This is a genomic window from Bordetella sp. 2513F2 (assembly GCF_054642735.1).
Window position 1 is genome coordinate 805,439 of sequence record NZ_CM137755.1, and the last position, 23,195, is coordinate 828,633.

Annotated in this window: 21 protein-coding genes; 8 read left to right on the forward strand and 13 right to left on the reverse strand. The window is 70.5% G+C overall.

Annotation, left to right across the window (positions count from 1 at the left end; all coding sequences use genetic code 11):
- The first annotated feature begins 34 nt into the window (after positions 1-34).
- From ACYBYQ_RS03805 to ACYBYQ_RS03815, 3 genes are read left to right on the forward strand one after another with little or no spacing between them, the layout of a single operon-like run.
- Positions 35-757, forward strand: a complete 723-nt coding sequence (locus ACYBYQ_RS03805; protein WP_459617051.1) for an aspartate/glutamate racemase family protein — start codon at positions 35-37, stop codon at positions 755-757.
- Between the two features lie 32 nt (positions 758-789).
- Positions 790-1,521: a GntR family transcriptional regulator gene (locus ACYBYQ_RS03810; protein ID WP_459617052.1), complete on the forward strand. Its 732-nt coding sequence runs from the start codon at positions 790-792 to the stop codon at positions 1,519-1,521.
- Positions 1,518-1,826: a 4a-hydroxytetrahydrobiopterin dehydratase gene (locus tag ACYBYQ_RS03815; RefSeq protein ID WP_459617053.1), complete on the forward strand. Its 309-nt coding sequence runs from the start codon at positions 1,518-1,520 to the stop codon at positions 1,824-1,826. The genes ACYBYQ_RS03810 and ACYBYQ_RS03815 overlap by 4 nt, the downstream gene beginning before the upstream one ends.
- Before the next feature lie 33 nt (positions 1,827-1,859).
- On the opposite strand, the gene ACYBYQ_RS03820 is transcribed toward ACYBYQ_RS03815, so the two are convergent.
- From ACYBYQ_RS03820 to ACYBYQ_RS03830, 3 genes are all read right to left on the reverse strand, one after another.
- Positions 1,860-2,552, reverse strand: coding sequence for a DUF6776 family protein (locus ACYBYQ_RS03820; RefSeq protein WP_459617054.1), 693 nt, complete (start codon positions 2,550-2,552; stop codon positions 1,860-1,862).
- Between the two features lie 148 nt (positions 2,553-2,700).
- A complete protein-coding gene (murU, locus tag ACYBYQ_RS03825) occupies positions 2,701-3,393 on the reverse strand; it encodes an N-acetylmuramate alpha-1-phosphate uridylyltransferase MurU (protein WP_459617055.1) in 693 nt (230 codons plus the stop codon).
- Positions 3,393-4,433: an aminoglycoside phosphotransferase family protein gene (locus tag ACYBYQ_RS03830; protein ID WP_459617056.1), complete on the reverse strand. Its 1,041-nt coding sequence runs from the start codon at positions 4,431-4,433 to the stop codon at positions 3,393-3,395. Before ACYBYQ_RS03830 ends, murU begins: the two co-directional genes overlap by 1 nt.
- Before the next feature lie 165 nt (positions 4,434-4,598).
- Between ACYBYQ_RS03830 and ACYBYQ_RS03835 the strand changes: the two genes are divergently transcribed.
- From ACYBYQ_RS03835 to rsmA, 3 genes are read left to right on the forward strand one after another with little or no spacing between them, the layout of a single operon-like run.
- Entirely contained in the window at positions 4,599-6,980 is a 2,382-nt protein-coding gene (locus ACYBYQ_RS03835; RefSeq protein ID WP_459617057.1) for an LPS-assembly protein LptD, read from the forward strand.
- A complete protein-coding gene (locus tag ACYBYQ_RS03840; RefSeq protein ID WP_459617058.1) occupies positions 6,980-8,506 on the forward strand; it encodes a peptidylprolyl isomerase in 1,527 nt (508 codons plus the stop codon). Before ACYBYQ_RS03835 ends, ACYBYQ_RS03840 begins: the two co-directional genes overlap by 1 nt.
- Before the next feature lie 13 nt (positions 8,507-8,519).
- A complete protein-coding gene (rsmA, locus tag ACYBYQ_RS03845) occupies positions 8,520-9,362 on the forward strand; it encodes a 16S rRNA (adenine(1518)-N(6)/adenine(1519)-N(6))-dimethyltransferase RsmA (RefSeq protein ID WP_459617059.1) in 843 nt (280 codons plus the stop codon).
- Here rsmA and ACYBYQ_RS03850 read toward each other — a convergent pair.
- Positions 9,325-10,464 (reverse strand): glycerate kinase, encoded by a 1,140-nt coding sequence (locus ACYBYQ_RS03850; RefSeq protein WP_459617060.1) that lies wholly within the window; start codon positions 10,462-10,464, stop codon positions 9,325-9,327. The two genes, rsmA and ACYBYQ_RS03850, sit on opposite strands and share 38 nt — an antisense overlap.
- Positions 10,465-10,578: 114 nt before the next feature.
- On the opposite strand from ACYBYQ_RS03850, the gene pyk reads away from it, so the two are divergent.
- A complete protein-coding gene (gene pyk, locus ACYBYQ_RS03855; protein ID WP_459617061.1) occupies positions 10,579-12,021 on the forward strand; it encodes a pyruvate kinase in 1,443 nt (480 codons plus the stop codon).
- A 258-nt stretch (positions 12,022-12,279) separates the two neighbouring features.
- On the opposite strand, the gene ACYBYQ_RS03860 is transcribed toward pyk, so the two are convergent.
- Entirely contained in the window at positions 12,280-13,509 is a 1,230-nt protein-coding gene (locus tag ACYBYQ_RS03860) for a spore maturation protein (protein WP_459617062.1), read from the reverse strand.
- Between the two features lie 130 nt (positions 13,510-13,639).
- Between ACYBYQ_RS03860 and ACYBYQ_RS03865 the strand changes: the two genes are divergently transcribed.
- Positions 13,640-15,883, forward strand: a complete 2,244-nt coding sequence (locus tag ACYBYQ_RS03865; RefSeq protein ID WP_459617063.1) for an acyl-CoA dehydrogenase — start codon at positions 13,640-13,642, stop codon at positions 15,881-15,883.
- A gap of 27 nt (positions 15,884-15,910) precedes the next feature.
- Here the strand turns inward: ACYBYQ_RS03865 and def are convergent, their stop codons facing one another.
- The 8 genes from def to ACYBYQ_RS03905 all read right to left on the reverse strand — a co-directional run bounded on the left by def (position 15,911) and on the right by ACYBYQ_RS03905 (position 23,195).
- Positions 15,911-16,444 (reverse strand): peptide deformylase, encoded by a 534-nt coding sequence (gene def, locus ACYBYQ_RS03870; RefSeq protein WP_459617064.1) that lies wholly within the window; start codon positions 16,442-16,444, stop codon positions 15,911-15,913.
- 14 nt (positions 16,445-16,458) lie between these two features.
- Positions 16,459-16,854, reverse strand: coding sequence for a lactoylglutathione lyase (gene gloA / locus ACYBYQ_RS03875; RefSeq protein WP_459617065.1), 396 nt, complete (start codon positions 16,852-16,854; stop codon positions 16,459-16,461).
- A 109-nt stretch (positions 16,855-16,963) separates the two neighbouring features.
- Positions 16,964-17,938: a Bug family tripartite tricarboxylate transporter substrate binding protein gene (locus tag ACYBYQ_RS03880; protein WP_459617066.1), complete on the reverse strand. Its 975-nt coding sequence runs from the start codon at positions 17,936-17,938 to the stop codon at positions 16,964-16,966.
- Between the two features lie 83 nt (positions 17,939-18,021).
- The gene (gene tcuB / locus ACYBYQ_RS03885; RefSeq protein ID WP_459618702.1) at positions 18,022-19,089 is read right to left on the reverse strand and encodes a tricarballylate utilization 4Fe-4S protein TcuB; all 1,068 of its coding nucleotides are present in this window, start codon (positions 19,087-19,089) and stop codon (positions 18,022-18,024) included.
- A 40-nt stretch (positions 19,090-19,129) separates the two neighbouring features.
- Positions 19,130-20,554: an FAD-dependent tricarballylate dehydrogenase TcuA gene (gene tcuA, locus ACYBYQ_RS03890; RefSeq protein WP_459617067.1), complete on the reverse strand. Its 1,425-nt coding sequence runs from the start codon at positions 20,552-20,554 to the stop codon at positions 19,130-19,132.
- A gap of 82 nt (positions 20,555-20,636) precedes the next feature.
- Positions 20,637-21,578, reverse strand: a complete 942-nt coding sequence (locus tag ACYBYQ_RS03895; protein WP_459617068.1) for a LysR family transcriptional regulator — start codon at positions 21,576-21,578, stop codon at positions 20,637-20,639.
- Positions 21,578-22,480 (reverse strand): M48 family metallopeptidase, encoded by a 903-nt coding sequence (locus ACYBYQ_RS03900; protein ID WP_459617069.1) that lies wholly within the window; start codon positions 22,478-22,480, stop codon positions 21,578-21,580. Before ACYBYQ_RS03900 ends, ACYBYQ_RS03895 begins: the two co-directional genes overlap by 1 nt.
- Positions 22,464-23,195: a lysophospholipid acyltransferase family protein gene (locus ACYBYQ_RS03905; RefSeq protein ID WP_459617070.1), complete on the reverse strand. Its 732-nt coding sequence runs from the start codon at positions 23,193-23,195 to the stop codon at positions 22,464-22,466. The genes ACYBYQ_RS03900 and ACYBYQ_RS03905 overlap by 17 nt, the downstream gene beginning before the upstream one ends.

The window sequence follows — 23,195 nt, forward strand, 5'->3', positions numbered from 1 at the left end:
CCCTACCGACCCGGCCGCGCCGAAAGGAGCCCGCATGTCGCAGTCTTCCACGCAATCGGCCGCGCCGGGCGGCGCCCCGCTCGGCATCCTGATGCTGGACACGCGCTTCGAGCGCGTCCCGGGCGACATGGGCAACGCCGCCACGTGGCCGTTCCCCGTGCTCTACCGGGTGGTGCGCGGCGCCACGCCGCAGCAGGTGGTGCTGGAGGCCGGACGCGGTACGCTGGACGCATTCATCGAGGCCGGCCGCGAGCTGGTCGGCCTGGGCGCCGAGGCCATCACCACCACCTGCGGGTTCCTGTCGCTGTTCCAGCGCGAGCTGTCGGCGGCGCTCGCGGTGCCGGTGGCCACCTCGTCGCTGATGCAGGTGCCGTGGATCCAGGCCACGCTGCCGCCGGGCAGGCGGGTGGGCATCATCACCATCAGCCGGGAGGCGCTGTCGCCGGCGCACCTGGCAGCGGTCGACGTACCCGCCGATATTCCCGTGGCGGGCGTCGAGGGAGGCCGGGAGCTGTTCCGGGTGCTGGTGCAGGGCGAGAAGCGCGACCTCGACCGGGCCCTGGCCCGGGCCGACGTGGTGGCGGCGGCGCAGGACCTGGTGCGCCGCCATCCGGAAGTGGGGGCCATCGTGCTGGAATGCACCAACATGCCGCCCTATGCCGCCGCCGTCGCCGCTGCCGTCGGGCGTCCCGTCTATGATGTGTATTCCCTCATAACCTGGCTGCACGCCGGCCTGCGCCCGCGCGTGTTCGGCTGAAACCCGGCGGCGCGCAGCGCCAGAGGAACAGGATGACCGCCGCGAGCGACAGCACCGTCGAGAAAGTCTATTCCCGGCTACGGTCCATGGCGATCGGCTATGTATTCAAGCCGGGCGAGAAGCTCAATGAAGTGGCGTTGGCCAAGCGTCTGGGCGTGAGCCGCACGCCGCTGCGCGAGGCGCTCAACCGGCTCAGCATCGAGGGCCTGCTGCGGTTCCTGCCGGGCAAGGGCTTCTACTGCCGCGACCTGGACGTGCACGAGGTCTATTACCTGTATGAGCTGCGCAAGGCCATCGAAGTGGCGGCGGTGCGCCTGTCGGTCCAGCGTGCCCGCGACGACGACATCCGCGGGGCGCTGGCGTTTCTCGACGACACCGGCCCCGACGCGGGCGAGCGCACGATGGCCGAGCTGGTCGACCTGGACGAGTCGTTCCATGAGCGGCTGATGGCGATGTCGGGCAATGTCGAGATGCTGCGCGTGCTGCGCAACGTGAACGCACGCATCCGCTTCGTGCGCTGGATCGACATGACGCGCGCCGACCGGCCTGCGTCGCAGCGCGAGCACCGGGCCGTGCTGGAGGCGCTGCTGCGGCGCGACGAAGCCGCCTGCGTGGCTGTGCTGGAGAAACACATCGACCGCCGCATGGACCAGATCACCGCGGCCATCCGCGAAGGCTACGCGCAGATCTACATGGGCGGGGCGGAAGACCTGGCCGGACACGCCGCCCAGGCTCCCGCCATACCTGCAAGGAGGACAGCATGAGCAACGAATCCCTGGATCGCATCGGCGCCGAGGCTGCGCTGGCAGGGTTGCCGGGCTGGCGTGCGCAGCCCGGGCGCGACGCCATAGGCAGGCACTACCGCTTTGCGGATTTCAACGCGGCGTTCGGGTTCATGACCCAGGTGGCGCTGTACGCTGCCCGCGCCGATCACCATCCCGAGTGGACCAACGTCTATGACCGCGTGGAGGTGGTGCTCACCACCCACGCCGCGAGCGGCGTCACCGCGCGCGACGTGCAGATGGCCCGCCACATGGACGAGCTTGCCGCGCGCCTGGGCGGCGCCTGAACGCGGATCGCGCCAGGCGCCGGGTGACGCCGTTCAGCGCACGTAATAGATCCGCATGGCCTGCTGCTTCTGCTGCGCATCGAGCACGCGGATGGTGACGGTGCGCGGACGGAATCCCTCGGGCAGGGTCATGGCGTTGCGGGTCTGGCTGTAGCGGCCGAGGGTCACGGGCACCGGGTCCGATTCGATGGTCTGGCTGCGGCGCCCCTGGCTGCCGGCCACCGAGAGCACGATATTGCCCTCGAACGGCGTGGCGCCGGGCTCGTCCTGCATCAGCAGGATCTGGTATTGCAGCGCGCCGCCCTCGGCGCGGAACTCGGCCCAGCGCACGCCGATGGCGCTGCCGCGCGGATCGGGCGGCGCGGCGTCCACGAACATCTGCATTTCCTGCGTCTGCGCCTCGAGGCGCGCCCGCGCCTGGGCCAGGTCCGCCGTGAGCTGTTCGTGGGTGGACTGATTGGCGTCGCGCTGCCTGCGCGTCTCGTCCAGTTCGACCTGCAGGCGCTGGCGATCGATGTTGGCTGCGCTCAGTTCGCTGCGCAGCTGCTCCGACTGTTCGACCGTGAGGCGTTGCGGGCCGTAGTTGGCCTGCAGGAACAGCACGCCCCCGGCGCCCAGCCCGACGCCGATCAGCAGCACCACGAGCCAGCGCGGCATGCGGCGGCTGCGCTTGCCCGGCTGATATACCGAAGGCTTGAACACCGCACGCGACGATCGTCCGAACATCCCCATACTACGACTTCCTATCTGTGGATCGCGGGCGTGCACGATGCGTGCCGGCCCGGATAAAACCCGCGAGGATACCGCGGGCCCTTGCAGCTGCGCCAGAGCTGGAAAATTCTGGTTGCGTCCGCTGATATTCCGAAATATGCGGTCATGCAGCGCCGCCGGCCAGCGCGGCATCGAGGTCCTGCAGGCGGCGCGGCGTACCCACGTCCACCCAGCGGCCTGCGTGGCGCTGCGCCAGCACCTTGCCCTGCGCCATGGCTGCGCGCAACAGCGGGGCAAGGCGGGCCGGCTGCCCGGGCGCGAGCTCGGCGAACAGGGAAGGATGGTACACGCCGATGCCGGCAAAGGTGTAGCGCGGCCCGCCCTCCGTGGCCGCGCAGCCGTCGGCGGACAAGGCAAAGTCGCCTTCGGGATGCTGCGGCGGATTGTCGACCAGCAGCAGCCATGCCTGCGCCCGGACAGCCTGCAGTTGCTGCGCGAGAGGCGCTGCCTGCGCAGGGTTCCAGTCGCACCAGACGTCGCCGTTGAGCACCAGGAACGGGTCGGAGCCCAGCAGGGGCAGCGCCTGGGCGATGCCGCCGGCGGTTTCCAGCGCCACGGCCTCGGCCGAATAGCGGATCTGCACGCCCCATCGGCTGCCGTCGCCCAGCGCGGCTTCGATGCGGTCGCCGAGCCAGGCATGGTTGATCACGATGTCGCGCAGGCCGGCCGCCGCCAGGCGCTCGAGATGCCAGACGATCAGCGGCTTGCCGCCCACCGGGAGCAGCGGCTTGGGCGTGCGGTCGGTGAGGGGGCGCATGCGTTCGCCGCGTCCGGCGGCAAGAATCATTGCCCGCATCAGAAGGTGTATCCGACGACGGGCTCGCGCTGGTCGATGCGGTCGAGCAGCCGCAGCAGGGGAGCGAATGCGCGGTAGCGCTGCGCCACCTGGCGCACGTAGCCGTTGACGCGGGGGATGTGGGCCAGGTAGCCCGACTTGCCGTCGCGGTGGTGCAGGCGGGCGAACACGCCCAGGATGCGCAGGTTGCGCTGCAGGCTCATCCATTCGTAGGCGCGGTGGAATTCGGCGAAGTCCGGCTCCACCGGCAGGCCGGCCGCGCGCGCCATCTCCCAATAGCGGATGGCCCAGTCGAGCTGCTGCGGCTCTTCCCAGGTGGTGCGCGCGTCGGTGACCAGCGAGGCGAGATCGTAGGTGAGCGGGCCGGCAAGCGCGTCCTGGAAGTCGAGTATGCCCGGATTGGGCCCGTGGCGCGGGTCTTCGCAGACCATGAGGTTGGGCGAATGGAAGTCGCGGTGCACCAGCACGGCCGGCTGGCCCGCGGCGCTTCCGGCCAGCAGCCCGAACACCTGGCGCAGCGCGGCCGCGGTCTGGTCGTCGAGCGACAGGCCGTGGTGCCGCGCCACGTACCATTCCGGGAAGAGCTCGAGTTCGGCGGCCAGGCGGGCGGCGTCGTAGGCGGGCAGGCCTGTGACGGGCGCCTGCTGCATGCGCACCAGCGCGTCCAGCGCCTCGCGATAGAGCGCCTGTAGCCTGGCCTCGTCCAGGCCCGCCTGGATGCGCTGGTAGTAGGTTTCGTTACCCAGGTCGGACAACAGCAGCAGCCCCTGTGCGGTATCCTCCGCCAGCACGGCCGGCACGTTGAGGCCTGCGCCGCGCAGCAGCCCGGCCACGTGCAGGAACGGCCGCACGTCTTCATGAGGCGGCGGGGCGTCCATCACGATGGCGGTGCCGTCGCCTGCGTCGATGCGGAAGTAGCGGCGGAAGCTGGCATCGCTGGATGCCGGGCGCAGGGTCTCGGGGCGCAGGGCCAGGCTGGCGGGCAGCTGCGCGAGCCATGCCTGGAGCAGGGCCAGGCGCGGGTCGGATGCGGTAGTCAAGGGCCGTCTCTGAATGCTGGGCAGGAAATCGGGGCGGGCTTCCAGGGCCGCAGGAATGCGGACTTGGGGCCTCGCGAGGCTTCTCTATAATACCGGGTCATTCCAGCCCCCGCCGTGCCGCGGGGGTTGGCGGGTCTACACAGTCGAAAAGGTCTGGTTTCTCTCGTGCGCACGGTCCGATGGTTGATCCTATCCGCTCTTAGCGTCGCCGGGGCCGTGCAGGCTCAGGGCAGTCAGGATTCGCCCCGGTCCGCGCAGGTCGAGGTGCCCGGCCTGCGCACCACGCCCACGTTGCGCAGCGCCACGGGCTTGCGCGTGCACCGCCTCCCCGACGAGAAGATCCCCGCCTATCTCGAAGCCGACGCCATGGACGGCAGCCCGGACTCCGAGCTCACCCTCACCGGCAATGCGCAGGTGCGCCGCATCGACGGCGTGGTCAAGGGCGATCGCATCCGCTACAACCAGACCACCGGCGATACCTACATAGACGGCAATGCGCGCATCATGCGCGACGGCACGCTGGTAACCGGCCCGTCGGCGTCCATGAACGTCGATTCCTACAGCGGCGAGATCGAGTCGCCGAACTTCTGGATCGGCGCCAACGGCGCCACGGCCCGCGCGGCGCATGCCGACATCTTCAGCCAGTCGCAGATGCGGCTGCAGCAGGTCACCTACAGCGGCTGTCCCTGCGCCGAGCCGTCCTGGTACATCAAGGCCGATACCGTCGACGTCGACTTCGACGAGAACGAGGGCGTGGCCCGCAACGGCGTGCTGTATTTCAAGAACGTCCCCATACTGGCCTCGCCCTACCTGACCTTCCCGGTCAAGAAGGAGCGCAAGTCGGGCTTCCTGCTGCCCACCTACGGCACCACCAGCAACAGCGGGATCGACATCTCGCTGCCGTACTACTTCAACCTGGCGCCCAACTACGATCTCACCCTCACGCCGCGCTACCTGAGCCGGCGCGGCTTGCAGCTCGGCGCCGAAGGGCGCTACCTGGGGCGTTCGTACAGCGGCAACATCGTCGGCACCTACCTGCCCAACGACAACGAGGCGGGCATCGACCGCTGGATGTACCGCTGGCAGCATTTCCAGCAGCTGGGCGGCGGGTTCTACGCCGACTGGGACCTGGCCAACGTCTCCGACGACGACTACTTCCGCGACATGTCGACGCTGGGCCTGAACAGCGCCACCACCACCTACCTGCCGCGCCGCGGCCGCGTGGGCTGGTCGGGCCAGTACTGGCAGTCGTACGTGCAGGTCTACAAGTACCGCACGCTCCAGGATCCCGATGCGCCGCTGCTGCCGCCGCTCGACATGGAGCCGGAGATCTGGCTGAAGGGGTCGCGCTACGACTGGAACGGCCTGGATCTCGAATGGGAATCGCAGGCCGTGCGCTTCAAGCGGCCGTTCTTCGACGGCGAGCGCGTCGGCCCCCAGGGCGAGCGTCTCACCAGCTATCCCACCATCTCGTATCCGATCGTGCGGCCGGGCTGGTACATCAAGCCCAAGATCGGCATGCACCTGACGCAATACCAGACCGACTGGTACGGCACCGACTGGTACGGGCTGGGCAGCACCTCGCCGTATCGCGACAGCCGGTCGCGCTCGCTGCCCATCGCCTCGCTCGATACCGGCATGGTGTTCGAGCGCCAGACTTCGCTGTTCGGCAACGCTTCCATCCAGACACTGGAGCCGCGGCTCTACTACCTGTGGGTTCCCTACCGGAACCAGTCCGCGCTGCCGGTCTACGACACCTCGCTGGCCTACTTCAGCTACGACCAGGCCTTCGAGGAGAACATCTACGTCGGCGGCTGGGACCGCATCGCCAACGCCAACCAGCTGACGGCCGCGCTCACGACGCGCTGGCTCGACGCCGACACCGGCTTCGAGCGCCTGTCGCTTTCCGTGGCGCAGCGGCTCTACTTCGAAGACCAGCGCGTCACGCTGCCCGGCGAAACCCCGCGCGAGAACGTCCGCTCCGACTACCTGGTGGCCGCCGACGCCGCGCTCACCGACACCCTCAGCACCAGTCTCGCGGCGCAGTACAACCCCTACGATGACCGCTGGTCGCGCACCTACATGTCGCTGCGCTGGCTGCCGCAGCGCCTGACCTCGGTGTCGCTGTCCTATCGCTACCAGCGCGAGCCCCTGCCCGACGTGGCCTACCAGCCGCGCGGTCACAACCAGATCAGCCTGGCATTCCAGTGGCCGTTCACCTCCCGCTGGTATGGTGTCGGGCGCATCGATTATTCGCTGAACCCCGACTCCGTCTCCGCCTCCTCGGGCGAGAAGGGCGCGCGCATCCCGCAGGCCATTGCCGGTCTGGAGTACAAAGGCGATTGCTGCTGGACCGGCCGGGTCGTGTTCCAGCGCTATGCAGTGTCCGCAAGCGACACCAATACTGCCCTGTTCTTCCAGCTCGAACTCAGCGGGCTGGGCGCGCTCGGCACCGATCCCCTCGGGCTGCTCGACCGCAGCGTGCCGGGATACCAGTCCGTCACGTCGCCGCAGCCCGCGGGTACGACATTTGAAAGGTATGAGTAATGCGTAGATTGCAGAACCGCCGCCGCCCGGCCCAGTTGCTGGCGACGGCCCTGTGCGTGGCCATGGCGGCCCCGGCGCTGGCCCAGAGCGGCAGCGGTACGCGCGCCGCGCCGCCCGCGCCGGCCGCGGCGCCGGCCCAGGGCGATGCCTTCGTCGACGGCATCGCCGCCGTCGTCAACAAGGATGTGATCACGCTGCGCGAGGTGGACAAGCGGGCAGTGCAGGCCACGCAGGAACTCACCCAGCGCGGCATCCAGGTGCCCGACCGCGACACGCTGCGCCACCAGGTGCTGCAGCGTCTCATCATGGAAAGGCTCGAAAGCCAGGAAGCCGACCGGCTCGGCATCCGCGTTGACGACGCGCAGATCGACCAGGCCATCACCATGATCGCCACGCGCAACCGCATCACGCCGCAGCAGCTGCGTGCCGAGGTCGAGAAGACGGGCGTCACCTGGGACGAATACCGCCGTTCGCTGCGCGAGGACATCCGCACCGACCGCCTGCGCCAGCGCACGGTCGATGCGCACATCATGATCTCCGACGCCGAAGTCGACGCCTTTCTGAAGGACCAGGCGCGCAATCCTGCGGGCGCCGGCGCCTCCGCCGGCGTAGCGCTGGCGGCCCAGCCCGCCACGGCGGGCCAGGCCGGGCCGGTGGCGCTCGCCCTGGCGCAGATCCTGGTGCGCGTGCCCGAGGGCGCTTCGTCCAGCGAGGTTGCGGCCCTGCGCAAGAAGGCCGAGGATCTCCTCGCCCGGCTGCGCAACGGCGACGACTTCGCCAGCCTGGCGGCTTCCAGCTCCGATGGCCCCGAAGCCCTGCAGGGCGGCATGATGGGAGCGCGTCCGCTCGACGGCTGGCCCGATCTGTTCGTCCAGGCGGTCGCGTCGCTGCAGTCCGGCCAGGTGTCCGACGTGATCCGCAGCGGCAACGGCTTCCACATCCTGAAGGTCGTCGAGCGCACCGGCGGCCAGCCAGCCCAGCCCCCGGCCGCGCCGGCGCAGGCCGGCGGCGCCTTCGGCGCGCCGGCCATGCCCGCCGAGCAGGGGCCGGTGCGCGTCACGCAGACGCATGCCCGCCACATCCTCATCAAGACGTCCGCCGTGATGACCGAGGACCAGGCGCGCCAGCGGCTGGAGCAGGTGCGCCAGCGCCTCGTCAGCGGCGGCACCGATTTCGCATCCATGGCCCGCCAGTATTCGCAGGACGCCACGGCGCCGCAGGGCGGCGACCTCGGCTGGGTCAATCCCGGCGACATGGTGCCCACCTTCGAGTCGGCGATGAACGCGCTGCAGCCCGGGGAGATCAGCCAGCCCATCACCACGCCGTTCGGCGTGCATCTGATCCAGGTCGTGGAGCGCCGGGAGCAGGACGTCTCCGACGAGGTGCAGCGCATGCGCGCCCGCCAGATCCTGTTCGAGCGCCGTGCCCAGCCGGCGTTCGAGGATTGGCTCGAGACCCTGCGCAGCCAGGCCTACATCGACAACCGTCTCGAGAAGCAGGAACGTCTCGAGCAGCGCTACCGCTAGGCACGGCGGCTCCATGCCTCAGCACCAGGCGCGCAAGCGCTTCGGCCAGCACTTCCTCACCGACGAGAGCGTGGTCGAGGCCATCGTCCGGGCCGTGGGCCCGGCGCGCGGCGATCGCGTGGTCGAGATCGGGCCCGGCCTCTCCGCGCTCACCCGGCCGCTGCTGGAGCGGCTGGACCATCTCACCGCGGTCGAGATCGATCGCGACCTGGCCGCGCGGCTGCGCAGACAATATCCGGCCGACCGGCTCACGGTGGTCGAGGCCGACGCCCTCACCGTGGACTTCGCGGACTTCGGCGCAGGCCTGCGCGTGGTGGGCAACCTGCCCTACAACATCTCCAGCCCGCTGCTGTTCCACCTGATGGGGGCGGCGGAGCAGGTGCGCGACCAGCACTTCATGCTGCAACGCGAAGTCATCGACCGCATGGTGGCCGAGCCCGGCGGCGGGGACTACGGCCGGCTTTCCGTCATGCTGCAGTGCCGCTACCGCATCGAGAAGCTGTTCGACGTGCCGCCGGAGGCCTTCGATCCGCCGCCGCGCGTGGTGTCGGCCGTGGTGCGCATGGTGCCCCTGGGCTCGGAGCGGCTGCAGCCGCGCAGCGCGGCTGCCTTCGAGCAGGTGGTGGCGCGGGCGTTCTCGCAGCGCCGCAAGATGCTGCGGCGCGTGCTCGGCGACTGGGCGGCGCACGTGCCCTGGGAAGCGCTGGGCATCGCCCCGACCGCGCGGGCCGAGGAAGTGCCGGTGGCGGGTTTCGTGGGGCTTGCCGACGCGCTGCAGGACGCGGGCGTGCTGCAGGCCGAGGGGCCGGCCCAGGCCGCTACGGGCGGGAAGCCGCCGCCATCCACAGCTGCATGACGTCGCGGGCGCGGTCCGCCAGCAATTCATCGGCCTGGGCGCAGGCCTGCTGCAGCGTCATGGGGCCGCTCGCCAGGCTGAAGGCGGCGGTGATCCCGCCCGCGTGCAGCGCTTCGTAGCCGGGGCCGAGCGAACCGGCCAGGGCCACCACCGGCACGCCGGCGCGCGCCGCGATGCGGGCCACTCCCGCAGGGGTCTTGCCGCGCAGCGTCTGGGCGTCCATGCGGCCCTCGCCGGTGAAAGCCAGCGTGGCGCCGGCCATGGCGGCCTCCAGCCCGCCCAGCTCGGCCACGATTTCCACGCCGGGACGGAACACCGCATTGAGAAAGGCCAGGGCGGCATAGCCCAGGCCGCCCGCCGCTCCGGCGCCGGGCGTGTCGCGGCGGTCGTGGGGCAGCACGCGCGCGCACAGGTCGGCCAGATGCGAGAGGTTGCGGTCCAGTTCGCGCACCTGGGCGGGCGTGGCGCCCTTCTGCGGTCCGAAGACTTCGGAGGCGCCATGCGGGCCGCACAGGGGGTTGTCCACGTCGCAGGCCACCTCGATGCGCACCTCGCGCAACCGGGCATCGAGCCCGCTCGTGTCGACGCGGGCCAGCGCGCCCAGCGCGCCGCCGCCCGGAGGCAGCGGACGGTCGTGCGCGTCGAGGAAGCGCACGCCCAGCGCCGCCAGCATGCCGGTGCCGCCATCGTTGGTGGCCGAGCCGCCCAGCCCCAGGATGATGCGGTGCGCGCCGGCATCGAGGGCGGCGCGGACCAGCTGCCCCACGCCTGCGCTGGAGGCCCGCAGCGGGTCGCGCTGCGCCGCGGGCGTGAGTTCCAGGCCGGCCGCGGCGGCCATCTCCACCACGGCGGTGCCGTCCTGCAGCCAGCCCCATGCCGCTTCGCGGGTTTCGCCCAGCGCGCCCTGCACTTCGGCGTGCCGCCACTGGCCGCTGCTGGCGGCCAGCACCGCCTGCACCGTGCCTTCGCCGCCGTCCGCCATGGGTACGCACACCACTTCGGCATCGGGCGACGCCTGCCGCACGCCGCGCGCGATGGCTTGCGCGGCGGCCGGCGCGGAAAGGCTTTCTTTGAAGGAATCGGGCGCGACGACGATCTTCACGGCTGTGTCTCCTGCTGCGGCGCCGGCGCCGCGACGATGTTGTGTGGCAAGCATGATACCCGCAGGTCGGTGGGCTACCATAGGAGCCTCGTCCACCGTGCCGGAGAATGACGTATGACCGTATTGCGCCGTACCAAGATCGTGGCCACCCTGGGTCCCTCGAGTTCGTCGCCCGAGCGTATCGAGGCGCTGATCCGCGCCGGGATGGACGTGGCGCGCCTGAACTTCTCCCACGGCACGGCCGACGATCATCGCGAGCGCGCCGGGCTGGTGCGCGAGCTGGCGGCGCGGCAGGGGCGCTTCGTGGCGCTCATGGGCGACCTGCAGGGCCCGAAGATCCGCATTGCGCGCTTCATCGACGGGCAGGTGCTGCTGCGCGTGGGCCAGCCGTTCACCCTGTCGAACTCGTATCCCAAGGACGCCGGCGACGCCAGCATCGTGGGCATCGACTATCCCGCGCTGGCGCGCGACTGCCGTCCGGGCGACGAGCTGCTGCTGGACGACGGCCGGGTGGTGCTGCAGGTGGAGCGCATCGAGGGCGATGCCGTGCACACCACGGTGGTGGTGGGCGGGCCGCTGTCCAACAACAAGGGCATCAACCGGCGCGGCGGCGGGCTGTCGGCGCCCAGCCTGACCGAAAAGGACCGCGAGGACATCCTGGTGGCGGCCGAGCTGCAGCTGGACTACGTGGCCGTGTCCTTCCCGCGCTACGGCCACGACATCGAGGAGGCCCGCACGCTGGTGCGCAACGCCGGCAGCGAGGCCTGGATCATCGCCAAGATCGAGCGCGCCGAGGCGGTGGCCGACGACGAGGCGCTCGACGCGCTGATACGCGCCAGCGACGGCGTCATGGTGGCGCGCGGCGACCTCGGGGTGGAAGTGGGCGACGCCGAGCTGGTGGGCATCCAGAAGCGGATCATCCAGCACGCCCGCACGATGAACAAGCTGGTGATCACCGCCACGCAGATGATGGAGTCCATGATCGCCAGCCCGATGCCCACGCGCGCCGAGGTGTCCGACGTCTCCAATGCCGTGCTCGACTACACCGACGCGGTGATGCTGTCGGCCGAAAGCGCCTCGGGCCAGTATCCGGTCGAGGCGGTGCAGGCCATGGCCCGCGTATGCCTGGGCGCCGAGAAGCACCCCATCACCACGCATTCGCACCACAGGCTGGGCGAGACCTTCACGCGCTGCGACGAGACCATCGCCTTGTCGGCCATGTACGCAGCCAACCACTTCCCGGGCGTCAAGGCCATCATCGCGCTGTCCGAAAGCGGCATGACGCCGCTGATCATGTCGCGCATCCGCTCGGGCGTGCCGATCTACTGCTACAGCCCGCATCCCGTCACGCAGCACCGCGTGGCGCTGTTCCGCGGCGTGTACACCGTGCCGTTCTCCGCCTCGGAATACGACCCCGCCGAACTGAGCGACGCCGCCATCGCCGAACTGAAGAAGCGCGGCCGCGTGAGCCCTGGCGACTGGATCATCCTCACCAAGGGCGACTTCTACCGCGACAGCGGCGGCACCAACGGAATGAAGATCCTCAAGGTGGAGTAGCGCCCGCCTTCTCCCTTTGCCCGGTGGCGCAAGCCCCATCGATCGCATCGCCCGCCAGTCGCGCATGTCCAGCCATCCGGGGCAGGGCCGCGCACCGGCCAGTCCGTCGGGAGGGAAGCCGAAGGCCGAGGGCGCCTCCTGGCGCGCCCGAGCCGAGCGACGTGGCCGGTGCGCGGCCCTGCCCCGGATGGCGGCCCGGGAACCACTGGCTGGCTACCAGAAGACAGAAGAAACCAAGGCGTCCGCCCCGCATCTCCTTCATCCGAAGAACCAGTAGCAGACCCCGATCGCCGCCAGCACTCCCGCCAGGTCTGCCACCAGCGCGCAGCCCACCGCGTGGCGCGCCCGCACGATGCCCACCGACCCGAAATACACCGCGAGCACGTAGAAGGTGGTCTCGGTGCTGCCCTGCATCACGGCGGCCAGCCGGGCCGGGAAGCTGTCCACGCCGAAATGCGCCATGGTCTCGAGCATCATGGCGCGCGCCGCGCTGCCGGAGAAGGGCTTCACCAGGGCGGTGGGCAGCGCATCGACGAAACGCGTGTCCCAGCCGGCGGCCACAACCAGCCAGCGCACGCCGTCCAGCAGCATGTCGAGCGCGCCGGACGCGCGCAGCACGCCCACCGCGCACAGCATGGCCACGAGGTAGGGCAGCAGGCTGCGCGCCACGTCGAAGCCTTCCTTGGCGCCCGCCACGAAAGCCTCGTAGACCGGCACCTTCTTCCATGCGCCCACGACCAGGAAGGCCAGCAGTATCCCGAAGAGGGCCAGGTTGCCCAGCAATGACGACAGTGCGGCGATCGCGCCTGCCGACATGGAAGCCAGCAGGGCCATGAAGCCGCCCAGCAGCAGGGCGCCGCCGCCGAGCCAGGCCAGCACCACGGGGTCGTGCAGGCGCAGCCGCTGGCAGGCGGCCACCGCCAGGAGGCCGGCCAGGGTGGAAGCGCTCGTGGCAAGGAGTATGGGCAGGAACACCAGGGTGGGGTCGGCCGAGCCCTGCTGCGCGCGGAACATGAACAGCGTCACGGGCAGCAGCGTGAGCGACGAGGCGTTCAGGACGAGAAACAGGATCTGAGCGTTGCTGGCGCTTTCCGGGTCGCGATTGAGCGTCTGGAGTTCGCGCATGGCGCGCAGCCCGATGGGCGTGGCGGCGTTGTCCAGGCCCAGGCCGTTGGCGGCGAAGTTCAGGGTGATCAGGCCTATCGCCGGGTGACCGCGCGGCACGCCGGGCATCAGGCGGGCGAACAGCGGGCCGAGCAGGCGCGCAAGGCGCTCGACCAGGCCGGCCTGCTCGGCGATGCGCAGGAAGCCCAGCCACAGCGTGAGGGTGCCGAACAGCAGCACCATGACTTCCACCGAGACGCGCGCCATGTCGAACAGGCTGGCGACGATGCCGCGGAATACGTCGGCGTCGCCCAGGGCAAGCCAGCGATAGGCGCCGCACGCGGCGGCCACGAGGAAGAATCCCAACCAGAGTCTGTTCAGCATGCGTTCGTCCGCGAAGCGCCGGGAACCAACCGGCGCGGCACATTGTCGCAGACTCGTCCGTTGTCGTGATCCATGACAGGTAATCCTGCTAAGGTCATGATGCTATGTATCGCCGCTGCGAGGAATATGCATGGATTTCAATGCTTGGCGCCGCCGCCGGATTTCCGATCCGGTCTATCGCTGGGCGCGCCGGGCCATGCCGGGCCTGTCCGACACCGAACGCGAGGCCATCGAGGCCGGCGATGCAGGCTGGGAAGCCGAGCTCTTTGCCGGCAATCCCGACTGGAACCGGCTGCTGGCCGTGCCTGCGGCCACGCTCAGCGAGGCCGAGCAGGCCTTCCTGGACGGGCCGGTGGCCGAGCTGTGCGCCATGCTCGACGACTGGGACATCGCCTGGCGGCGCCATGACCTGCCCCCGCCCGTCTGGGATTTCATCAAGTCGCGGCGCTTCCTGGGCATGATCATTCCCCGCGAACACGGCGGGCTGGGTTTCTCGCCGTATGCGCACTCGGAGGTGGTGCGGCGCGTGTCGGCGCACTCCATCGCCGCCGGCGTCACCATCATGGTGCCCAATTCGCTGGGCCCCGGCGAGCTGCTGCTGCAGTTCGGCACGCCGGCGCAGCAGGCGTACTGGCTGCCCCGGCTGGCCGATGGCCGCGAGATTCCCTGCTTCGGCCTCACCAGCCCCGAGGCGGGTTCCGACGCGGCCGCCATGGTCGACACCGGCGTGGTCTGCCGCCAGGTGGTCGAAGGCGAGGAGCGCCTGGGCATACGCCTCAACTGGCACAAGCGCTACATCACGCTGGCGCCGGTGGCCACGGTGCTGGGACTGGCGTTCAAGCTGCACGACCCGGACGGGCTGCTGGGCGGCCCCGAGGACATCGGGATCTCGCTGGCCCTGGTGCCCGCCGACGCGCCGGGCGTCGAGATCGGCAGGCGCCACCTGCCGGCCATGCAGGCATTCCAGAACGGGCCTACCCGCGGCCGCGACGTCTTCGTGCCCATCGAGGCGCTGATCGGCGGGCCGGCGCGCGCGGGGCAGGGCTGGGCCATGCTGATGGCCGCGCTGGCCGCCGGGCGCGGCATTTCGCTGCCCGCGCTCTCGGCGGCGGCCGCCGCCCTGAGCGCCCATGCCAGCGGCATGTATGCGCGCGTGCGGCAGCAGTTCGGCATCGCGGTGGGCCGCTACGAAGGCGTGCAGGAGAAACTGGCGCGGCTCGCCGGCAACGCCTACGTGCTCGAGGCCGGGCGCCGCCTGACCTGCGCCGTGCTGAACCAGGGACGCAAGCCGGCCGTCGTGTCGGCCATCATGAAATACCACGGCACCGAGCGCATGCGCGAGTCCGTCAACGACGCCATGGACGTGCACGCGGGCAAGGCCGTGATCGACGGGCCCTCCAACTATCTGGGCGGACTCTATCGCGCCCTGCCCATCGCCATCACGGTGGAGGGGGCCAACATCCTGACCCGCAGCCTGATCATCTACGGCCAGGGGTCGGTGCGCGCCCACCCGTACCTGATGGATCTCATGCGCGCGCTGGGCGATCCCGATGCGCGGCGCGGCGGGGATGCCTTCCATCCCCTGTTCTGGAAGCAGCTGCGGCACTTCGCCATGAACGCGCTGCGTGCCTGGGGCCGGGCCTGGACCGCGGGCGCCATCGCCCCGGCGCCCGCCGTGGGGGCGGCGGTATGGCACTACCGGCGGCTCGGCCGCTATGCGTCGGCGTTCGCCCTGCTGTCGGACGCGGCGCTGGCGATGCTGGGCGGACAGCTCAAGCGCCGCGAGATGCTGTCGGGCCGGCTGGGCGACATGCTGTCCGAACTGTACCTGCTGTCGGCCGTGCTCAAGCGCTGGGAAGACGACGGCCGCTGCCATGCGGACCTGCCGGTGGTGGCCTGGTGCATGCACGACGGCATGGCGCGCATCGAACGCGCCATGGACCAGGTGCTGGCCAATCTGCCTAATGCGGCGGCTGCAGCGCTGCTGCGCCTGCTGGTGCTGCCGGTGCGGCTGCGGCGCGGCCCGTCGGATGCGCTCGTGCGCGACTGCGCCGCGCTGCTGCTGCGCGCCTCGCCCACGCGCAGCCGGCTGGAGGCCGGCCTGCGCCGCGGCCCCGCGGGGCGCGACGGGCTGGCTCGGCTGGAAGAGGCTTTCGGCCAGGTCGAGGCGGTGCAGCCCGTGCTCGACCGGTTGCACCAGGAAGGCCAGGCGGATTGGCGCGAGGCGCTGCGCAGCGGCAGGCTCGATGCCGACGCGGCAGCCCGGATCGAAGCGGCCGAGGCGGCCGTGGCGCGGGCCCTGGCCGTGGACGATTTCGCGCCCGAAGAGCTGGAACCGCCCCGCAAGGACGCGGAGCAGGGCGTTGACGGTTGACAGGCCCCAGAGCCTCGTCGACAGGCCCTAGTCGTCCTGGTTGGGATCCATGCCGGGGAACAGCACCTCGGTGTAGCCGAAGCGGGTGAAATCGCGGATGCGCGAGGGATACAGGCGGCCGATGAGGTGGTCGCATTCGTGCTGCACCACCCGGGCATGGAATCCCTCCGCCTCGCGGTCGATGGCCTCGCCCTGCGGCGTGCGGCCGGTGTAACGGATGTGCCGGTGGCGGGGCACCACGCCGCGCAGCCCGGGCACCGACAGGCAGCCCTCCCAGCCGTCTTCCATCTCGTCGGACAGCGGGGTGATGACCGGGTTGCAGAGCACGGTGAGCGGGACGGGCGGCGCATCGGGATAGCGTTCGTTGCGCTCGAAGCCGAAGATGACGAGCTGCAGGTCCACGCCGATCTGCGGCGCGGCCAGGCCCACCCCGTTGGCGGCGGCCATGGTCTCGAACATGTCGCGCACCAGCGCGTCGAGCCCGGGCGTGCCGAACTCCGTGACGGGCGCCGCCACGCGCAGCAGGCGCGGGTCGCCCATGCGCAGGATGGGGTGGATCATCGCGGCCCCGGGGCTCAGTCGGCCCGGCCCTTCTTCTGGATGAACTCGATCTTGTAGCCGTCCGGGTCCTCGACGAAGGCGATGACCGTGGTGCCGTGCTTCATGGGGCCGGCTTCGCGGGTGACCTTGCCGCCTTTTTCCTTGACCTTGCGACAGGCCTCGTAGGCGTCGTCGACTTCCAGGGCGATGTGGCCGTAGCCGTTGCCCAGCTCGTACTTGTCGGTGTCCCAGTTGTGGGTGAGCTCGATGACGGCGCCCTCGTCTTCTTCCTGGTAGCCCACGAAGGCCAGGGTGAACTTGCCCTCGGGATAGTCCTTGCGGCGCAGGACGCGCATGCCCAGGACGTTGGTGTAGAAGTCGATGGACTGGTCGAGATTGCCGACGCGCAGCATGGTATGCAGGAGGCGCATGGTGGATCCTTTTTTCGATGGAGACGCTAGGCCTCCATCGTAGCAAAACCCGCTGAATTCCTGCTTGCGCGAGGGCTGTCCCCGGGGGCTGCTCCGGGCCGCGGCTGCGTCAGTTCAGCGAGGCGCCGGAATTCCTGATGGCCTCGGCCCAGCTGGCGATCTCGTCGCCGATGAACCTGCCGAACTCCGCGGTGTGGAGATCGGCCGCCTGGGCGCCTTCCTCGAGCAGGCGCTGCTTCACTTCGGGCGCCTGCAGCGCCTGGGTGAAGGCCCGGTCCAGCTCGGTCACGGTCTCGGGCGGCGTGCCGGCCGGCGCCACGATGCCGTGCCAGGATATGGCCTGGAAGCCGGGCAGGCCGGCCTCTGCCATGGTGGGCACGTCGGGCAGCGCGGGCGAGCGCTTCAGCGAGGTCACGGCCAGCGGACGCAGGTTGCCCGCCTTGATGTGCGGCAGCGCGCCCGGGATGGTGGTGAACATGAAGTCGACCTGGCCGCCGATCAGGTCGGTGAGGGCGGGGCTGCCACCCTTGTAGGGCACGTGGGTGAAGTCGCCGCGGGTACGGTGGCGGTACATCTCGCCGGCCAGGTGGCCGGGCGTGCCCGCGCCCGCCGAGGCCATGTTGTACTTGCCCGGCGAGGCCTGGATTTCCTGCGTGAAGGCGGCCAGCGAGGTGGCGGAGATGTTCTTGCCCACCACCAGCACGTTGGGCACGGTGGCCAGCAGGGTCACCGGCGTGAACTCGCGCACGGCGTCGTAGCCCAGCGCGGGATACAGCGTGGGGTTGATGCCATGGGTGCTGGCCGTGGCCAGCAGCAGCGTGGTGCCGTCGGGCTTGGCCGACGATACCGTCTTGGCCGCGATGCTGCCGTTGGCGCCGCCCTTGTTCTCCACCACCACGGTACGGTTCAGGATCCTGCCCACTTCGGCGGCCACGGTGCGCGCCAGGATGTCGGAGGTGCCGCCGGCGGAGTGCGGCACGATCACCGAGATCGGCCGGTCGGGCAGTCCCTGGGCCTGCGCCGCGGCGGCACAGGCGGCCAGCGACAGGATGGCGAGCGGCTTGGTGAATCGGTTGCGGTACATGATGTCGTCTCCTCGATGAGGTGTGCTTCTTCTTGTGGTCGTCGCGGCCCCGCGGATGCGCTGTCCGGGGGCCGCTGGCCGGGCTAGTCGGAGCCCAGCTGCAGCTTGTTGGGCTGGCGTTTCTCGATCGCGAACTTCAGCAGCGCGGCGGAGCGGAAGATGCCGTGGGCGAACTTGCCGTAGGGCAGCGTCAGGAACAGCGCCATGACCACGCCCAGGTGCACGGCCAGCAGCAGCCCCATGAACGTGGTGTCGCGCAGCAGCATCAGCAGCAGTCCGGTGAGGCTGGTGAAGAACAGCAGGGCGATGAAACCGCGGTCCATGGGGCGCTGCCCCGGGTCGCCCTGCAGCGGGTGGCGCCGCAGGTTCAGCCAGAGCAGGCCGGCGGGGCCGACCAGCAGCCCGACGCCGCCCACCGTGCCCAGCGCCACCGGCAGGCTCAGGTACGGATACGGCGCTTCCCATCCCAGCAGGTAATGGTACAGCGTGGCCACGCAGGTGGCGGCAAAGCACAGCATGAAGCCGTAGAAGGTGCAGTGGTGGAAGCGCCGCCGCCACAGCGTGAAGGCGTCGTCCGACTCGTTGCACCCCTTGCCGTGCCCGCCGTCCAGGTACTTCAGGCGCAGCACCGCATGGGTGGCCTCGGCGGCTGCGGCGGCGCCCGGGGCGCCGGGGCTGACGTCGCGCCAGAAGCGCGCCACCCCCATGCCCAGCGCCAGCACCGCGAAGCCGAACACCACGCCGAACATCAGGGCCAGGGTGTTGTGCGGGAAGATGGCGTAGAAGTCGCCGGCCAGCGGCTCGTGCAGCAGCCCGCCGCCCAGGGCCGCGGCCAGCACCAGGAAGAACGCCAGCGCAACGGCGGTGGCCAGCGACAGCGCCAGGCCGTTGCGCTTGTACAGCGCGCCGAGCGCCGGGGGCCAGGCGTAGTCGGTATAGGTCTGCATCCGAACCTTGGCCATGGCCTGCGGCACGTTCACCGCGAAGTCATGCGGCGGCGCGTACTGGCAGGCATGCAGGCAGGCGCCGCAGTTGTGGCACAGGTTGGCCAGGTAGTTGACGTCGCCCTTGCCGAACTCCAGCCGGCGCGTCATGGCGGGGAACACGGCGCAGAAGCCTTCGCAGTAGCGACAGGCATTGCAGATCTGCATCACGCGCGCGACTTCGCCCTCGGCTTCGCGGGTCAATTGTTCAAGCGACTGCACGGGATGCTCCTTGCGTTGCGGATTGCTGTGCGGCGCGCGCCGCGGCCGCGGCGCGCGTGCCCGCGATGCGGCCGAAGGCGGTGCCGATCGACATGCCCACGCCCGCGGTATAGCCCTTGCCCAGCACGTTGCCGGCCATCATCTCGCCGGCCACGAACAGGTTGTCGCTGGGCCGGTCGTTGAAACGCACGGCGGCGGTCTCGTCGACCTTCAGGCCCAGGTAGGTGAACGTGATGCCCGGGCGCACGGCATAGCCGAAGTAGGGCGGGGTGTCGATGGGCCGGGCCCAGTGGGTCTTGGCCGGCGTGATGCCCTCGGTATGGCAGTCGTCCAGCGCCGTGTGGTCGAAGGTGCCGACGCGGCAGGCGCGGTTGAATTCCTCCACCGTGCGCACGAACGTGTCGGGGTCCAGCTCCAGCGCGCGCGCCAGTTCGGGCAGCGTGTTGGCGCGCACGCCCGGGAACACCGGGGGCATGAAGCGGCCCACCGCCTTGGCGTCGATGATGGAATAGGCGATCTGCCCCGGCTGCATGGCGGTCAGGCGGCCCCAGATGGCGTAGCGCTTGGGCCAGAAGTCCTCGCCCTCGTCGTAGAAGCGCACCGCGTCGCGGTTCACCACCACGCCCAGCGAGACGCAGTCGATGCGCGTGCAGATGCCGCCGTCGTAGAGCGGCGCGCGGGCGTCGATGGCCACGCAATGCGACTGCGAGGGATCCCCGATGATGTCGGCGCCCGCGTCCATCATGAACTTCAGCAGCACGCCCTGGTTGAAGCGCGTGCCGCGGATCAGGAAGTTGTCGGCGGGCCATTCGCCGCGCTCGTTCTGGCCCCAGGCCTCGCGCAGCCATTCGCGGTTGGATTCGAAGCCGCCGGCGGCCAGCACACAGGCGCGCGCCTCGATGCGCTCGCCGTTGACATAGGCGGCGCGGAAACGCCCGTCCTCGAGCTCGAGCCGGTCCACCGGCGCCTCGTAGCGCACCTGCACGCCCAGCGCCTCGGCGCTGCGGTAATAGGCATTGACCAGGGCCTTGCCGCCGCCCATGAAGAAGGCGTTGGTGCGCGCCACGTGCAGCGCGCCGGACAGCGGAGGCTGGAAATTCACTCCGTGCCTGCGCATCCAGTCCCTGCAGGTGGACGACTCGCGGATCACCAGCCGGGCGAGGTGCTCGTCGGTCAGGCCGCCCGTCACCTTGAGCAGGTCCTGCCAGTATTCTTCCTCGGGGTAGGCGTCCACCAGCACGTCCTGGGGCGCGTCGTGCATGCAGCGCAGGTTGCGCGTGTGCTGGGAATTGCCGCCGCGCCATTCCCGTGGAGCGGCTTCCAGCATCAGGACGCTGGCGCCGGCCTCGCGGGCCATGAGCGCGGCACACAGGGCGGCGTTGCCGCCGCCGATGACGAGTACGTCTATCATGTCTGCCACTTTCCGTAGTCGGAAACGGCAGACTATAGGGCGGCGCGGACGCCAGGCATATCCCCGATGGGGGATGGGGGTTTCACGCTTTGTGAAGGCTCGCGCCCGGCCAGCGGCCGGCGCGCACCAGTTCGGCGGCCGTCTGCTGCAGCAGCACGCGCACCGCCAGGGCGGCCGGCGACAGTTCGTCGTCGGACAGGCTGGCCAGGATGTTGGCGCGGGCCAGCAGGCGTTCCCGGATCGGATGCAGCGACAGCGCCACGCCGGCCGGGCCGTCGGCCGCCAGGTGCACCGCCGCCGCCCCGGGCTGCACGGTGGCGCCGTGTCCGGCCCGCACCAGCTCCATCAGGACCCGCAGCCCATCCACTTCCGCCGCCACGTTGGGCTCGATGCGCAGCCTCGCGCAGGCGCCGTCGACCAGGTTGCGCAGGCCGTGGCTGCGGCTGGGCATGAGCAGCGGCAGGGCCACCGCCTCGCGCAGGCGCACGGCCCCCGCCGGCGGCAGGCCGGGCAGGTCGGCGCGGGCGATCAGGAACAGGCGCTCCTCGAGCAGCGGCAATATGCTCCAGCGGCGCGCCGCCTCCGTCTGGAACACGATGGCCAGGTCGAGCTGGCGCGCGTTCAGCATGGTGCCCAGGTGGCCGGACAGGCTCTCCACCAGCCGCACCCGGACATCGGGATAGCGCTCGCGCATGGCCTGCATGAACGGCAGGGCCAGCACCGAGGCCGTGGTGGGCGGCAGCCCCACGCTGACGTGGCCGCTCAGGCGCGACGACTTGGCGGCCCGCACGGCGTCGTCGGCATGCCGCAGGGCCAGCTGCGCCTGGCGCAGGAAGGCCAGGCCGGCGTCGGTGGGCGCGGCCCCGGTGGCGGTGCGGGTCAGCAGGCGGGTGGCCAGCTCGCTTTCCAGGCGGCTGATCTGCTGGCTCAGGGCCGAGGTGACCATGCCCAATTCGGCGGCGGCGCGGCTGATGCTGCCGCACTCGGCCACCTTGGCGAAATAGCGCAGCTGGCGCAGTTCCATCAGAATTGCGGCAGGCTTGCCGGATCGTGGCGGCGCAGCACCTGCTTGGCGTCTTCGAAGCCGGGCAGGATGTTGCCCACTTCGGCCCAGAAGTCCTGGCTGTGGTTCATTTCGCGCAGGTGCGCCAGCTCGTGCGCGATCACGTAGTCGATGATGGACGGCGCGAAATGGATGAGGCGCCAGTTCAGCATGATGTTGCCGTCGCTGGTGCAGGATCCCCAGCGCGTGGTGGCCGACGACAGCCGCCAGCGGCGGATCTTCAGGCCGGTGAGCTGCAGGAAATGGGCCAGCCTGGCGCCGAACCAGGCGCCCGCGCGCTGCTGCAGCCAGGCCTGGGCGGCATCGCGCACGCGGGCCTGGTCGGCGTCCGGGGGCAGCGGCAGCCACAGGGCGTCGTCATCCTGCGGCGCGTCGGCATCGCCCGACAGCGCGGCCTGGCGCCGGTCGGCGCCCAGGCGCAGCACGATGCGCCGCCCCAGGTAGGGCAGTTCGCCGCCATCCTGCCAGCGCGTGCCGGCCATCGCCAGCTGTGCCTTGCGCGCATGCCAGTCGCGCAGCTTGGCGAGGATCCAGCGCGCCTTCTCGCGCACGGCGTCGTCGACCTGCGCCAGCGTGACCCAGTTCGGGGCGGTGACGCGCAGGCCGTCGTCGGTGATGACGAAACCGATGGTGCGCCGGCGCGAGCGCAGCAGCATGAAGCCGATGGGCTGCTGCGGCGTGGCCACCACGCGCCAGCGCGCGCCGGCGGGCAGCGGGTCGGGGCAGGGCGTGGGGATGACGGAGGATGCAGGGGGCGTGGCCGGGCCGGCGGGCGGGTCGCCCTGGCGCACGGCATCGCCGGGCGCGCCGGCGGCGCTGCCGCGGTCGAACAGGAGCTCGAGCTGGTCAGGCTGCGGGGCCATACCTTTCCGGGTTGAGCACGCGCATTTCCGCTTCGATCCATGCCTGGACCTGCGCGTTGAGCGCCTCGGGGGCGATGCCCTGGGATTCTATCGCGGGCCCGATCGACACGGTGATGAGGCCGGGCCGCTTGACGAAGGCGTTGCGGCGCCAGCATTCCCCGGCGTTGAGCGCAATCGGGATGACGGGCGCGCCGGTGCGGCTGGCCAGCAGCGCGCCGCCCATCTTGAAGCGGCCGGCCTGGCCCGGGGCCACCCGCGTGCCTTCCGGGAAGAGCAGCGGCCAGCGGCCTTCCTCGAGCCGCTGCTTGCCCTGGCGCACCACCTGCTCGAAGGCGTCGCGCCCCTTGCTGCGGTCGATGGGGATCATGCGCAGCAGCGCCAGGCCCCAGCCGAAGAACGGCACGGCATGGAGCTCCTTCTTGTAGACGAAGCACACCTCGCGCGGCATGTGCGCGGGGAAGAACAGCGTCTCCCAGGCCGACTGGTGCTTGGAGAGCAGGATGGCCGGGCCGTCGGGCAGGTTGTGCGCGCCCTTGATCTGCCAGCGGATGCCGCAGATGGCGCGCGCGCCCCAGATGGCCAGCCGCGGCCAGCCCACGGTGAGCCGGTAGCGCCAGTGCTGCGGCAGCGGAGCCCACAGCAGGCAGGCGAAGGCGTACGGGATCACCGTGACGATGAGGAATGCAGCGTAGAGGCAGGAGCGCAGCCAGGCCAT

Excerpts from the sequence above, each read along its gene's own strand:
- ACYBYQ_RS03820 (WP_459617054.1), bottom strand. The coding sequence starts at position 2,552 with ATGTTCGGACGATCGTCGCGTGCGGTGTTCAAGCCTTCGGTATATCAG.
- ACYBYQ_RS03840 (WP_459617058.1), top strand. The coding sequence starts at position 6,980 with ATGCGTAGATTGCAGAACCGCCGCCGCCCGGCCCAGTTGCTGGCGACG.
- ACYBYQ_RS03905 (WP_459617070.1), bottom strand. The coding sequence starts at position 23,195 with ATGGCCTGGCTGCGCTCCTGCCTCTACGCTGCATTCCTCATCGTCACG.
- tcuB (WP_459618702.1), bottom strand. The coding sequence starts at position 19,089 with ATGCAGATCTGCAATGCCTGTCGCTACTGCGAAGGCTTCTGCGCCGTG.
- rsmA (WP_459617059.1), top strand. The coding sequence starts at position 8,520 with ATGCCTCAGCACCAGGCGCGCAAGCGCTTCGGCCAGCACTTCCTCACC.
- def (WP_459617064.1), bottom strand. The coding sequence starts at position 16,444 with ATGATCCACCCCATCCTGCGCATGGGCGACCCGCGCCTGCTGCGCGTG.
- ACYBYQ_RS03815 (WP_459617053.1), top strand. The coding sequence starts at position 1,518 with ATGAGCAACGAATCCCTGGATCGCATCGGCGCCGAGGCTGCGCTGGCA.
- ACYBYQ_RS03865 (WP_459617063.1), top strand. The coding sequence starts at position 13,640 with ATGGATTTCAATGCTTGGCGCCGCCGCCGGATTTCCGATCCGGTCTAT.
- ACYBYQ_RS03810 (WP_459617052.1), top strand. The coding sequence starts at position 790 with ATGACCGCCGCGAGCGACAGCACCGTCGAGAAAGTCTATTCCCGGCTA.
- ACYBYQ_RS03805 (WP_459617051.1), top strand. The coding sequence starts at position 35 with ATGTCGCAGTCTTCCACGCAATCGGCCGCGCCGGGCGGCGCCCCGCTC.
- ACYBYQ_RS03880 (WP_459617066.1), bottom strand. The coding sequence starts at position 17,938 with ATGTACCGCAACCGATTCACCAAGCCGCTCGCCATCCTGTCGCTGGCC.
- tcuA (WP_459617067.1), bottom strand. The coding sequence starts at position 20,554 with ATGATAGACGTACTCGTCATCGGCGGCGGCAACGCCGCCCTGTGTGCC.
- ACYBYQ_RS03900 (WP_459617069.1), bottom strand. The coding sequence starts at position 22,480 with ATGGCCCCGCAGCCTGACCAGCTCGAGCTCCTGTTCGACCGCGGCAGC.
- gloA (WP_459617065.1), bottom strand. The coding sequence starts at position 16,854 with ATGCGCCTCCTGCATACCATGCTGCGCGTCGGCAATCTCGACCAGTCC.
- pyk (WP_459617061.1), top strand. The coding sequence starts at position 10,579 with ATGACCGTATTGCGCCGTACCAAGATCGTGGCCACCCTGGGTCCCTCG.
- ACYBYQ_RS03895 (WP_459617068.1), bottom strand. The coding sequence starts at position 21,578 with ATGGAACTGCGCCAGCTGCGCTATTTCGCCAAGGTGGCCGAGTGCGGC.
- murU (WP_459617055.1), bottom strand. The coding sequence starts at position 3,393 with ATGCGGGCAATGATTCTTGCCGCCGGACGCGGCGAACGCATGCGCCCC.
- ACYBYQ_RS03860 (WP_459617062.1), bottom strand. The coding sequence starts at position 13,509 with ATGCTGAACAGACTCTGGTTGGGATTCTTCCTCGTGGCCGCCGCGTGC.